General features: G+C 68.0%; 14 protein-coding genes. 11 read left to right on the top strand and 3 right to left on the bottom strand.

Going from position 1 to position 12,381, the window contains the following annotated elements; all coding sequences use genetic code 11:
• Positions 1 to 15 precede the first annotated feature (15 nt).
• The 9 genes from IMZ29_RS15740 to arsH all read left to right on the top strand — a co-directional run bounded on the left by IMZ29_RS15740 (position 16) and on the right by arsH (position 6,943).
• Positions 16 to 912 (top strand): carbohydrate ABC transporter permease, encoded by an 897-nt coding sequence (locus tag IMZ29_RS15740; protein WP_216185843.1) that lies wholly within the window; start codon positions 16 to 18, stop codon positions 910 to 912.
• Positions 909 to 1,757 carry a carbohydrate ABC transporter permease gene (locus IMZ29_RS15735; RefSeq protein ID WP_216185841.1) on the top strand — a complete coding sequence of 283 codons (849 nt, stop codon included), beginning with the start codon at positions 909 to 911 and terminating at the stop codon, positions 1,755 to 1,757. The genes IMZ29_RS15740 and IMZ29_RS15735 overlap by 4 nt, the downstream gene beginning before the upstream one ends.
• A 27-nt stretch (positions 1,758 to 1,784) precedes the next feature.
• Entirely contained in the window at positions 1,785 to 2,606 is an 822-nt protein-coding gene (locus tag IMZ29_RS15730; RefSeq protein ID WP_216185839.1) for a phosphodiesterase, read from the top strand.
• Between the two features lie 107 nt (positions 2,607 to 2,713).
• Positions 2,714 to 3,343: a hypothetical protein gene (locus IMZ29_RS15725; protein WP_216185837.1), complete on the top strand. Its 630-nt coding sequence runs from the start codon at positions 2,714 to 2,716 to the stop codon at positions 3,341 to 3,343.
• Positions 3,344 to 3,510: 167 nt separating this feature from the next.
• Positions 3,511 to 3,843, top strand: a complete 333-nt coding sequence (locus IMZ29_RS15720) for a metalloregulator ArsR/SmtB family transcription factor (protein WP_216185835.1) — start codon at positions 3,511 to 3,513, stop codon at positions 3,841 to 3,843.
• A 9-nt stretch (positions 3,844 to 3,852) separates the two neighbouring features.
• Positions 3,853 to 5,280 carry a DUF2867 domain-containing protein gene (locus IMZ29_RS15715; protein WP_216185833.1) on the top strand — a complete coding sequence of 476 codons (1,428 nt, stop codon included), beginning with the start codon at positions 3,853 to 3,855 and terminating at the stop codon, positions 5,278 to 5,280.
• 120 nt (positions 5,281 to 5,400) lie between these two features.
• Positions 5,401 to 5,727 (top strand): ArsR/SmtB family transcription factor, encoded by a 327-nt coding sequence (locus IMZ29_RS15710; RefSeq protein ID WP_216185831.1) that lies wholly within the window; start codon positions 5,401 to 5,403, stop codon positions 5,725 to 5,727.
• A gap of 81 nt (positions 5,728 to 5,808) precedes the next feature.
• Positions 5,809 to 6,240: an arsenate reductase (glutaredoxin) gene (gene arsC, locus IMZ29_RS15705; RefSeq protein WP_216185829.1), complete on the top strand. Its 432-nt coding sequence runs from the start codon at positions 5,809 to 5,811 to the stop codon at positions 6,238 to 6,240.
• The gene (arsH, locus tag IMZ29_RS15700) at positions 6,227 to 6,943 is read left to right on the top strand and encodes an arsenical resistance protein ArsH (RefSeq protein WP_216185827.1); all 717 of its coding nucleotides are present in this window, start codon (positions 6,227 to 6,229) and stop codon (positions 6,941 to 6,943) included. Before arsC ends, arsH begins: the two co-directional genes overlap by 14 nt.
• A 61-nt stretch (positions 6,944 to 7,004) precedes the next feature.
• Here the strand turns inward: arsH and IMZ29_RS15695 are convergent, their stop codons facing one another.
• A complete protein-coding gene (locus IMZ29_RS15695; RefSeq protein WP_216185825.1) occupies positions 7,005 to 7,799 on the bottom strand; it encodes an exodeoxyribonuclease III in 795 nt (264 codons plus the stop codon).
• 81 nt (positions 7,800 to 7,880) lie between these two features.
• Between IMZ29_RS15695 and pyrE the strand changes: the two genes are divergently transcribed.
• Both pyrE and IMZ29_RS15685 read left to right on the top strand, forming a co-directional pair.
• Positions 7,881 to 8,549 (top strand): orotate phosphoribosyltransferase, encoded by a 669-nt coding sequence (gene pyrE, locus IMZ29_RS15690; protein WP_371820306.1) that lies wholly within the window; start codon positions 7,881 to 7,883, stop codon positions 8,547 to 8,549.
• A 50-nt stretch (positions 8,550 to 8,599) separates the two neighbouring features.
• The gene (locus IMZ29_RS15685; RefSeq protein ID WP_371820305.1) at positions 8,600 to 9,766 is read left to right on the top strand and encodes an MFS transporter; all 1,167 of its coding nucleotides are present in this window, start codon (positions 8,600 to 8,602) and stop codon (positions 9,764 to 9,766) included.
• Between the two features lie 98 nt (positions 9,767 to 9,864).
• Here the strand turns inward: IMZ29_RS15685 and pdxA are convergent, their stop codons facing one another.
• Entirely contained in the window at positions 9,865 to 10,860 is a 996-nt protein-coding gene (gene pdxA / locus IMZ29_RS15680; RefSeq protein ID WP_216185819.1) for a 4-hydroxythreonine-4-phosphate dehydrogenase PdxA, read from the bottom strand.
• A 128-nt stretch (positions 10,861 to 10,988) separates the two neighbouring features.
• On the bottom strand, positions 10,989 to 12,381 hold a 1,393-nt coding region (locus IMZ29_RS15675; protein ID WP_216185817.1), incomplete at its 5' end, for a peptidylprolyl isomerase.

Below are 12,381 nucleotides of genomic sequence, written 5' to 3'. Positions count from 1 at the left end.
CGCGAGCCTGCTGCCATGACCGACGACTTCGCCCGCCACGCGCAACGGCGCCACGTGATGTATGCCTGGATGCTGCTTAGCCCGGCGCTCGTGCTGCTCACGCTCTTTGCCTTCATCCCGGCCGTCAACACCCTGTGGGCCAGCCTCTTCTCGCGCGGCACGGCGCGGCGCGAGCCAGTGTTCGTCGGCCTGGACAACTACGCCACGATGCTCGCCGACCCGACCTTCTGGCAGGTCGCGCAGAACAACCTGCTCTATGCCGCGGTGACGATCCCTCTGTCCATCGTGCTGGCGCTGGCCATGGCCCTCTGGGCCAACGCGAAGATCACCGGACGCGCCTGGGTGCGCGTGGCCTACTTCACGCCCGCCATGCTGCCCATGATCGCGGCAGCCAACCTGTGGCTGTTCTTCTACACGCCGGGCCTGGGCGTGCTGGATCGCATCACCGCCCTCTTCGGCATCAGCTCGACGAACTGGCTCGGCCAGCCCGAGACCGCGCTGTGGGCCGTGATGGCCGTGACGATCTGGAAGGAGGCGGGCTTCTTCATGATCTTCTATCTCGCCGCGCTGCAGACCATCCCGCCGGACCTGCAGGAAGCCGCCCGCATCGAGGGTGCCAGCCGCTGGCAGACCCTGCGCCGCGTGGTGCTGCCGCTGCTCATGCCCACGACGATCTTCGTGGCCGTCAACGCCCTCATCAATGCCGTCAAGCTCATCGACCACCTCTTCGTGCTGACCAAGGGCGGGCCCAACAATGCCTCCAAGCTCTTGCTGTACTGGGTGTGGGAGAACGCCTTCGCCTACCTGGATCGACCGTCGGCTGCCGTGCTCACCGTCATCCTGCTGACGCTGCTCGGCGTGCTCGCCGCCCTGCAATTCTTTGTCCTCGAACGCCGCACCCATTACCGATGACTACGGCCGCCCTGCCCCAAGACAACCCTGCCCGGCGCCTCGATCTCGCGGCCCTGCTCGATACCGTCGGCGCGTGGATCCTCGCGCTCGCCTGGATCTCGCCGCTGCTCTTTGCCTTCTGGGCCGCCTTCCACACCCCGCAGGCCACGCTGGCCTTCGATCTCACCGCCGGCTGGACGCTCGACAACCTTCGGCGCGCCTGGGCCGCGGCGCCGTGGCTGCAGTATCTCGTCAACACCTTCGGCCTGGTGAGTCTCATCCTCATCGGCCAGCTGGTGCTGTGCACGCTCGCCGCCTACGCGTTCGCGCGCTTCACCTTCCGCGGCCGTGACTTGCTCTTTCTCGTCATCCTGCTGCAGCTCTTCGTGCTGCCCGAGGTGCTCATCGTGGAGAACTACGCGATGACGGCGCGCCTGGGCCTGCTCGATTCGCTGTTCGGAATGGGCCTGCCCTACATGGCGAGCGCCTTCGGCATCTTCCTCTTGCGCCAGGCCTTCAAGCAGGTGCCGCAGGAGCTCGAGGACGCGGCCCGCGTGGAAGGCTGCGGCACGCTGGGCGTGCTCTGGCGCGTCTACGTGCCTGCCGCGCGCCCCACGTACCTGGCCTATGCGCTGGTGTCCGTCTCCACCCACTGGAACAACTTCCTCTGGCCGCTCGTGGTGACGAGTTCGCCTGAGACGCGTCCGCTCACCGTGGGGCTATCGCTCTTTGGCGCGCCCGAAAGCGGCGTGGACATCTCCCTCATCAGTGCTGCCACGCTCATGACGATCGCGCCGCTGCTGGTGGGCTTTCTGATCTTCCAGCGCCAGTTCCTGCAGGCCTTCCTGCGCGCAGGCATCCGCTGAACACGGCGCAATCCAAGACCATCGACCATGAAACTCCTGCACCTGTCCGATCTGCACATCGTGCCCCCGGGCCATACGCTCTTCGGCGCGGATCCGTCCAACCATCTTGCGTCCTGCGTGGACGACATCAATCGCCACCATACCGACGCGGCGCTGTGCGTGATCACCGGTGATCTCACGCACGATGGCGACGAAGCCGCCTACCGCCAACTGGCCGAGCTCCTGCGGCCGCTGCGCGTGCCGGTGCGTCTGCTCCTGGGCAACCACGACCACCGCGAGACCTTCCGCCAGGTCTTTCCCGACATGCCCGTGGATGCCCGGGGCTTCGTGCAATCCGTCCATGAGATCGGCGATACGGCCCTCGTCTTTCTCGACACGCTCACTGCCGGCACCCACGAAGGCCGGCTCTGCGCGGCCCGCCTGCAATGGCTCGACGACCGGCTCGCCGCGCTGGCAGGCCGCAATGTCCATCTCTTCTCGCACCATCCCGCAATGGAGATCGGGCTGGATTCGATGGACTGGCTGCGGCTGCGCGAAGGCCCGCAGTTGCTGGACCTCCTGCGCCGGCATGGCAACGTGCGACACGTGTTCAGCGGTCATGTGCATCGCCCCTCGGCCGGCACATGGCATGGCATGGCCTTCTCCACTGTGCGTGGCACGCATCATCAACACGCGCTGGACCTCGCGTTGCAAGGGCCTGCCACCACGGTCATGGAGCCACCGGGCTACGCCGTGGTGCTGGTGCGGGAAAGCGGCACGGTGGTGCACTTTCATGACTTCCTGGATGCCTCGCCCCGCTACCCCTATGTGAAGGGTGCAGATCGCCCCGTGTCGGTGGGCATGGCCTGAGAGCCGCATGCGGCCTGGCTCTGCGCCTTGGCACGCACCTGCCGTCCATGGGCCGGGCAAGCAAATTGCTGAGCTCGCGATTCGTATCGCTATAAGGAGAACCCAGCATGGCCTACACGCGAACCCAAGCGCAGAAGCTGCTCACCGCTGCCGAGTTGACCCTGTTCGATGCGGGCCGCTCGAATGTGGTCCGTACGCTCGACAAAACCACCGTCCGCGGCAAACTCGAGCGAGCGCGCAAACTGCGCGACAAGTATCGTGACCTCTATCGCCGCCAGCGCGTCGCCATGCGCGACACGGCCGGCAGCAAGGGTGGTTCGCGCGGCACGGCCAATCAGCGCACCCAGCAGAAGGAAGAGATCCTCGCCGAAGTCGTGGTGCGCTTCGAGGACCGTCTGGCCAAGATCGAGCGCCAGGAGGATCTGGACTTTGCCAAGGCGCAGAAGCAGGTGCCGGTGGCGTCCTCGGCCAGCGGCTTGAAGAAGGCTGTGAAGAAAGCCGTGGCGAAGAAGGCTGCCGCCCGCAAGGCGTCTGCCAAGAAGGCCGCGGCCAAGACCTCTGGCAAGGCGCCGGCCAAGGCCGCCAAGCGTGCGGGCAAGACGACCCGTCGCAACCAGAGCCTCGCCGACTCCGCCGTCGAACCCAAGGCCGTGGCAACCCAGCCTCGGGCGCGCACGATCAGCGCCCATCAGCGCTCCTCGAACCAGCGCGCTCAGGCGCGTCGGGACAGCCGCTGAGCCTGCGCGTCGGCGCGTCAGTGCCGATGCGCCGCCAAGACTGACGCGGGCTGCCTGGCAGCATTCCAGCAGGTGGCCCGCACCGCTTTCCCCTTCAGCTTCGCGCGTCACACCCTGGCACCGATGCGCGCTTGTATTTAGCTAATTAGCTAAATACAATAGGCCTTATGAAAGCCGACGCCGTCTTTGCCGCCCTCGCCTCCACGCCTCGCCGACAGATCCTTGCCTATCTGTCAGAGACGTCGCTCACTGCCGGCGAGATCGCCGAGCGCTTTGCGATGAGCAAACCGTCTTTGTCCAAACATTTGCAGATCCTCGAGAACGCCGGGCTGGTGAGCCGCGAAAAGCGCGGACAGTTCGTGCACTACCAGCTGGCCAACGACAACATGCTCGCCACGCTGCACAACTTCCTCGTGGACTTCTGCCCAGTGGGCGGCCCGATCAAGAAGGAAAGCGCGGCGCTGGCCCGCACGCGTGCGCAGACCAAGTCAGGAAGCTAGGAGCCCGCCATGGCCACGCTCTCGCCCCCGCCCGCCGCGCTCTGGCACACCCGTCGCACGCACACCTTTCCTGCGGTGAGCCTGCCCACCGGATCGCATCGCGTACCGATCGAGATCAACCTGGTGAGCCGGCTGGGGCCAGGCGCTGGCACGCAACTCTTCTGGGAAGCGCATGCTTGCCAGCAACACCATGACGGCTTCATCGACGCGCTGGACGAGCCCTCCGCCCGGTTGGGTGCCACGGACTTCGCCCGGGGTGATGCCACGGCGCTCTACACCTTTGGCGTCGGGCCCCAGGGTCACCCCTTCCACTGTCATGTCGGCCACCGCGTCTTCACGGCTGTCTCGGGCAGCGCCGGCGCGCGGCTGCGCTTTTCCACCGCAACGCCTGAGGAGCTGGCCGTCGACCCGGCGAGCTTCGTGCGCCGTCTTCGGCATGTGGACATTCCGCCGGACTGCCTCTTCACCGCACGCTTTCCGGGCGGCATCTGGCATCAGTTCGTGCCGCGCCGCGCGGCCACCCGCCATCCGGCTTTCTTTGCCTTGTCCACCCACACCAACGAACTGGGCGGCGCACTCGCGCCCGCGCTACGCGACCGCGTCCTGCGCGACGATGGCGACATCCCGGCGTTGACCGAACTCCTGCCACCCGCCGTGCAGGATCATCTGGCCGCCCATCCCGACGCGCTCGCCGCCGTGCCGGTCACCGCACTGGCCTTCGATGCGCGCCCCGGCAGCTGGGCCGAAGCCGCCTGCGCCCCGCTGCGGGCCTCGCTGGGCCTGCTGCGCGGCACCCTGGCGCAATGGCGCGGCCGCCCCGGCTTCGTCAGCCAGAAGCCTGCCCATCGCGTGCAGGCGCACCCGCAGGCGCCGGCGCAGAGCCTGCTGCACACCGCCTTCGCTGGCGAAGCCACGCATCACGAGGACCACTTCACCGTGCGCGTGCGAGTGGGCACCGATAGCCTCACAACCGCCGATTGGCTGGAAGCCCTGCTCGAAGCTTTCCTCACCCACCGCCATCCTGGCGTGAGCCGACTCATGGCGCTGCGCAACCGACTCGCGCGGCCGTGGCGGCTGCGTACCTCGCCGCTCGCCTGCCCGGTCTCCTCACTGCTCGACACCGCGCCGGCCCATCGCTTTGCGGACCGCTTCCCCGTGCACGCCATGCAGGTCGCCGACGACGGCCGCAGCGCCCAGGTGCTGCTGGGCGCCGACGACTGGCACTTGCGCTTTCGCACCTGCGTGGGCGTGCGCCGCTGCCGCGACGGCAGCCTGGAGTTCTCGCTCGGCAATCGCGTCTCGTGCCGCAACGCCTTCGGCAGGCTGTATCTGCGCCTCATCGACGCGGCGCATCGACGCTACATCGTCCCGCGTCTGCTGGCCAGCGCCGTCGACGGCCTGAGCGCGACGCCGGGGCGCCCGCTCGATCATCAATAGGTCTCGCTGAGCCGCCTGTTAAACGGCATCCAGCGCGGTCGAACACGTCCATACCCTGCCTGTCATAAGCGATGTAGAAACCGTTGATTTTTATTTCGATATTCGTTGTATTATTGATTTATGAAAGAAACCGATGCCGTGCGATCTCTCGCTGCGCTCGCGCAGGCACTACGCCTGCGCCTGTTCCGCGCTCTAGTCGTTGCTGGCCCCGAGGGCCTGACCCCGGGCGCACTGGCCGAGCACTTGGAGGTGGCTGGCAACACGCTGTCGTTCCACCTCAAGGAGCTGGCGCATGCCGGCCTGGTGACGCAGGAACGCCAGGGCCGCAATCTGATCTATCGGGCCTCGTTCACCACGATGGAAGCGCTGTTGGGCTACCTCACCGAGAACTGCTGTGAGGGCGCGGCGTGTTCGATCACCGACGCGGCAGCCGACTGCCGCTGTTGAGAGGCTACGGCCGATCGATGAGCGCTGGCCCTGCTTCTGAGTCTGGGCTGAGCACCTCTACCGTTCGACAGAGAATCCACCATGAGCAACGTCACGATCTACCACAACCCCGCCTGCGGCACGTCGCGCAACGTGCTGGCGATGATCCGCAACAGTGGCGAGGAACCCCAGGTCATCGAATACCTGAAGACGCCGCCCGACCGGGACACGCTTGTCCAGTTGATCGATGCCATGGGCATCGCGCCGCGCGCGCTGCTGCGCAGGAAGGGCACGCCTTACGAGGCGCTAGGCCTGGACGACGTCTCGTGGACCGACGCGCAATTGATCGACGTCATGGTGCAGGAACCCATCCTCATCAACCGACCCATCGTCGTGACGCCGCTGGGCACGCGGCTGTGCCGCCCTTCGGAAGCCGTGCTGGATCTGCTGCCGCAGCCACAGCAAGGTGCCTTCACCAAGGAGGACGGCGAGGCCGTCATTGACGCCAAGGGAGTACGCATTGCAAAACCCTGAGCTACTACACGTCGATGCGGACAGCTTTCACCGCCCTACGCTGGCGCAGCTGCTGCCAGCCGAGCGCGCGACCCATCCACCGCGCATCCTGCTGCTCTACGGTTCGGTACGTGAGCGCTCCTACAGCCGGCTCGTGACGGAGGAAGCGGCCCGGCTGCTGCAAGCCTTGGGCGCCGAGCCACGCATTTTCGATCCACGCGGCCTGCCGCAGCCCGATGGCGCACCGGAGGATCACCCCAAGGTGCAGGAGCTGCGCGACCTGGCGCAGTGGTCCGAGGGCATGGTGTGGTGCTCTCCCGAGCGCCACGGCGCCATGACCGGCATCCTGAAGTCGCAGATCGATTGGATACCCCTGTCGGTAGGATCGGTACGGCCCACGCAAGGCAAGACGCTGGCCGTCATGGAGGTGTCAGGCGGTTCGCAATCTTTTAACGCGGTCAACCAATTGCGCGTGCTGGGCCGTTGGATGCGCATGCTGACCATCCCCAATCAATCGTCTGTGGCCAAGGCCTTCGCCGAGTTCGAGGAGGACGGTCGCATGAAGCCCTCGCCCTACTATGAGCGCGTGGTGGACGTGATGGAGGAACTGGTGAAGTTCACGCTGCTGACCCGCGACTGCGCGGGCTACCTGGTAGACCGCTACAGCGAGCGGCGCGAGAGCGCCGAGGCGCTGTCCAAGCGGGTCAACCTGCGCAGCATCTGACCGGCGCGGGCCAGGCTCGGTTGTGTCACCAGCATCACCGTGGCAGCGCACTGCGCACGACTCACGTCGTGAGGCTGGCCTCGTAATCGATGATGAGCGGCGCGTGGTCCGAGAAGCGCTCGTCCTTGTAGATCGAGGCGGCGCGCGCCTTCGCGGCAATGCCCGGCGTGGCGATCTGGTAATCCAGACGCCAGCCTACGTTCTTGGCCCAGGCCTGGCCGCGGTTGCTCCACCAGGTGTATTGCTCGGCCCGATCATCCAGCACCCGGAACACGTCCACGAAGCCGCGCTCCTCGAACACGTGCGTGAGCCAGGCGCGTTCCTCGGGCAGGAAGCCCGAGTTCTTCTGGTTGCTGCGCCAGTTCTTGAGATCGATCTCCTTGTGGGCGATGTTCCAGTCGCCGCAGATGATGAACTCGCGCCCGGTCTCCCGATGCTCCTGCATCAGCGTGTCCATCCAGGGGCCGAAGCCATCCAGGAAGCGGTACTTGGCAGCCTGGCGTTCCTCACCGCTGCTGCCTGAGGGCAGGTAGGCGCTCACCACCGACAGCGCGGGCCAATCCGCGCGGATGATGCGGCCTTCGGCATCGAACTCTTCCACCTCGAAGCCGTTGACCACGCGATCGCACGCATCGCGCACGTAGAGGCCGACGCCGCTGTAGCCCTTCTTCTGGGCCGCAAAGAAATGGCCGGTGTAGCCGGGCGGATTGCGCAGGTCCTCACTGATGTCGGCCTCGTGGGCCTTCAGTTCCTGCAGGCAGACGATGTGCGCACCGCTCTGTTCCAGCCAGGGTTGCAGGCCCTTGCGAAAGGCCGAGCGAATGCCGTTGAGGTTGAGCGAGACGATGCGCAGCACAGGGGACTCCGGTGGGGCGCCCCGGGGCTGGGCCCGGGGCGGCATAAAATGTCGGTCACGATGATAGCAACCTCCCCCACCATGTCCGACTCCTCCCTGCGCACCACCTTCGTTCAATTCGCCATCGAGCAAGGCGTGCTGCGCTTTGGCAGCTTCCAGACCAAGTCCGGACGCGACAGCCCCTACTTCTTCAATGCCGGCCTCTTCAACACCGGCGCCACGCTGGGCCGACTCGCGGCCTTCTACGCCGAGACGCTGCTCGCCTCGGGCGTGCGCTTCGACATGCTGTTCGGGCCAGCCTACAAGGGCATTCCGCTGGCGGCGGCCACGGCCATGGCACTGGCCAGCGGCGGCAAGGACATGCCCTTCGCCTTCAACCGCAAGGAAGCCAAGGACCACGGCGAGGGCGGCACGCTGATCGGCGCGCCGTTGAAGGGCAAGGTCGTCATCATCGACGACGTGATCACCGCCGGCACCTCGGTGCGTGAATCGGTGGACATCATCCGCGCCGCGGGTGCCGAGCCCGCCGCCGTGCTGATCGCCCTGGACCGCATGGAGCGCGCGGGCAACGCCGAGGTGCTCTCGGACGGCTCGGCCGTGCAGGACGTACAGAAGACCTACGGCATCCCTGTGATCAGCATCGCCTCGCTGGACGACATCCAGCAGCATCTGGGCGCCACGGGTGGCGAACCGGCCTCCTATCGCGACGCTGTGCTGGCCTATCGGGCCCGCTACGGCATCGCCGCGTGAGCGCCGCAGGGGCAGGTCCCGCTGCCCCCGCCTCGGATGGCACGGCACGTGTGATCATTCTTCTCGCGTGCGCGGCCTTCTTCAGTTCGGCCGCGCTGCGCGTGGCCGACGCGCTCCTGCCCCGCCTGGTGCTGGATTTCGGGGTGGGGCTCGGCGAGGCCGCGCAGATCGTCACCGGCTTCGCCGTGGCCTACGGGCTCATGCAGCTGGTCTCTGGCCCGCTTGCCGACCGCTACGGCAAGACGCGGATGATCTGCCTCGCCGTCTTCGGCAGCACCGTGGCGGCACTCGCGTCCGTGCTGTCGCCCAGCTTCACGTGGCTGGTGGTGGCGCGCGTGGCGTGGGGCATGGCCGCGGCCGGCGTGATCCCGCTCGCCATGGCCTGGATCGGCGATGCCCTGCCCTATGAGCAGCGCCAGGCCACGCTCGCGCGCTTTCTGACGGGCACCCTGAGCGGCATGATCGTCGGGCAGTTCGTGGGCGGCCTCTTTGCCGAATCGACACTGGGCTGGCGCGGGGCCTTCACAGGCTTCGTCGTGGGCAACCTCGTCGTGGGGATTCTGCTGCTGCGGCACCTGCGGCAGAACGCCGGCACGGCCAGCCCCGCCCCCAGCGCAGACGCGCAACTGGGCACGCTGGCGCGCTTTGCCAACGTGCTGCGCCGGCCCTGGGCGCGCATCGTCCTCCTGGCGGTGCTGTGCGAAGGCCTCTTCCTGCTCGGGCCGCTGGCCTTCCTGCCGACCTATCTGCATGACCGCTTCGGCGTGTCGATCCTGGTGGCGGCCGCGGTGACGGCACTCAATGCCGTGGGCGGACTCGTCTACGCGATCCTCGCCCGGCGCATCGTGCAGCGCCTGGGCGAGCGTCGGATGGTGAGCTATGGCGGAGCGCTCGTGGGCGGCGCTTTTGCCGCGCTCTGGCTGATGCCGGATTGGTGGGTGGGCGCCCCGCTCGCCTTCATTGCGGGCTTTGGCACCTATCTGCTGCACAACACCCTGCAGACCCACGCCACGCAGATGGCGCCGGAATGGCGCGGCACGGCGGTCTCGCTCTTCGCGTTCTGCCTCTTCGTGGGTCAGGCGATCGGCGTGGCCGTGTGCGGTCTGGTGATCGAGCGCGTCGGCCATACGCCGCCATGGATCACCGGCGCCTTGCTGGTGCCGGTCACAGGCTGGCTCTTTGCCGCAGCGCTGCGTCGTCGCCAGGCGCTGGGCTGAGCAGGTCGCCACCGGCGCAGCGCCCGCATCGCCGGCCCACCAGCGGCTGATGCCGGCGCAATGGGGCGCGACATCGTGTTCGGCCTGACGGCGCGGGCTCAGGTCCCGGTAGCGGGTCGCGCCTGTCGCCCGCGCGCCACCATCTCCACCGCGAGATCCAGCGCCTCGAAGAGACTGCCGGGGTCGGCGACGCCCTGGCCCGCGAGGTCCAGCGCGGTGCCATGATCGACCGAGGTGCGCGGGTAGGGCAGGCCCAGCGTGATGTTCACGCCGTGGCCGAAGCTCGCATGCTTCAACACCGGCAGGCCTTGGTCATGGAACATCGCCAGCACCGCGTCGAAGGGCGCCACATGGGCCGGCACGAAGAGCGTGTCGGCCGGGAACGGCCCGGCCGCATCGATGCCCGCCGCCCGCGCCGTGCGCAACGCCGGCTCGATGACGTCGATCTCTTCGCGACCCATGTGCCCGCCCTCGCCCGCGTGCGGATTGAGGCCGCACACCGCGATGCGCGGCGTGGCCAGACCAAACCGATCCCGCAAGCCGTCATGGAGAATGCGCAGGACGCGGCCCAGCCCCTCCTGCGTGATCGCATCCGGCACGGCGCGCAGCGGCAGATGCGTGGTGGCGAGCGCCACGCGCAGGCCGCCACCCGCGAGCAGCATCACCACCTGCTCGACGCCGGCGTGATGCTGGAAGTACTCGGTATGGCCTGAGAAGGGAATGCCCGCGTCGCTGATCACCCCCTTGTGGACAGGGGCCGTCACGATGGCGTCGGCCGTGCCCGTCAGTGCCGCGTCGGCCGCCGCCTGCAGCGTGGCCACCACATAGGGGCCGTTGGCGACGGCCAGTTGGCCCGGCGTGGCAGGCACCGCCAGCGGCACGTGCAACATCTCCACGTGAGGGAGTTCGCGCAGCGTGACGCCGGCGCGTGCTGCCGTGGTGTCGAGGAGGCCAGCGTCACCGACCAGGACCAGACGGGCGCTGCCGTCGGCGGATGCCGCGAACCGGCGGGCGGCGGCGACGGAGAGCTCCGGTCCCACACCCGCGGGCTCACCCGTGGTCAGCAGGAAGGCGGGCGGACGAGACTCGGTCATGTTGGGGCGTGGGCTTGATCGGCTCGGGGCAGCGAGCGGATGCCCCGGGCGCGCCGGAGAAGACACGGCCCAAGAGGCCGTGCGACCCGGCAGAGGCGGCGCGCACGGGCTGGCGCGCGCCGGGACGCTTACAGGCGTGCGTCGCGTTCCAGGCGGTTGTCGACGTAGGCGCGGCTGCGCAGCATGCCGACCCAGTCGGCCCACGCCGGCTCCAGCTTGCGCTGGAACAGGATCTGACGCGCCTGCATGCGGCGGGATTGATCGCCGATGTCCTGCACGCGGCGGTCCTCGACCACGATCAAATGCCAGCCGAACTGCGAGCGCACGGGCTGGCTCACCTGTCCGGGCTGCAGGTTCTGCATGGCGTTCTCGAACTCAGGCACCGTCTCGCCCGGCGAGAGCCAGCCGAGATCGCCGCCCTGGGGCGCCGAGGCATCGTCCGAATACTGGCGGGCCAGGTCGGCGAAGGCGCTGCCGCCCTGGGTGATGCGCGTGCGCAGCTGTTCGAGCTGGGCGCGGGCCTGATCGTCGTTGCGCACGGCGGTGGTGCGCAGCAGGATGTGACGCGCGCGATGCTGCGTGACTTGCTGCGGGCCGGCCGGCCCAAGCAGACCGCCCGGTGCCTGGGCCGAGCCCCCTTCGCGTGCCACGACCTTCAGGATGTGAAAGCCGTTGCCGCTCTGCACGACGTCACTGACCTGGCCCGGTTGCAGGCGCGAGGTGGCGCGCACGAACACGTCCGGCCAGCCCACGGTGGGGCGAGCACCGAGGTCGCCACCGCGCAGGGCTTCGTCACCATCGGACGAGGCCGCGGCGAGCTGGGCGAAATCCGCCCCGCCACGCGCCTGGGCCAGCAACTGGTTGGCACGGTTGCGCAGTTGCTCGATCTGCGTGGGCGAGGAGCCTTCCGGCACGCGCACCAGGATCTGGGCGAGCTGCAGCGCGCCCGACGCGGCCTGGGCACCCGGCTGGCCCTGCTGCGCCGATTGCTCGGCGAGGAAGGCGTCGATCTCGGATTCGGACACGAAGATCGTGCGATCGAGCTCCTGCTCACGCACGCGGTTCATGCGGATCTGATCGCGCAGGTCGGCGCGATAGACGTTCCAGGCCACGCCATCCTTCTCCAGCTGCTGACGCATCTGCGCCACCGACGCATTGTTCTGCTCGGCGATGCGCTGGATCGTCATGTCGATCTGGTCGTCCGACACGCGAACACCGATGCGATCGGCTTCCTGCAATTGGACGGTGTCGGCGATGACGCGGTCCAGCACCTGGCGGTCCAGCACGTCCGGCGGGGGCGCCTGGATGCCTTGGTCGGCCAGGCTGGCGCGCGCGGTTGACACACGCTCGTCGAGCTCGCGGCGCGTGATGACTTCGTTGTTGACCACTGCCACGATGGCATCGCCCAGCGTGCCGCTGCTCGTCTGGCCGGGCGGCGGCACGACAGCGGGTGCCGCTTGCTGACGCTGCGGTGCTGCCTGCCGGGCGGCGCGGCCTGGCGAGCCGGGGCTGCCTGGTTGG

It is taken from the genome of Verticiella alkaliphila (genome assembly GCF_018904615.1).
Lineage (GTDB): Bacteria > Pseudomonadota > Gammaproteobacteria > Burkholderiales > Burkholderiaceae_B > Verticiella > Verticiella alkaliphila.
Note: the sequence above shows the minus strand (reverse complement) of the source record. Positions and strands in the feature narration are given on the sequence as shown.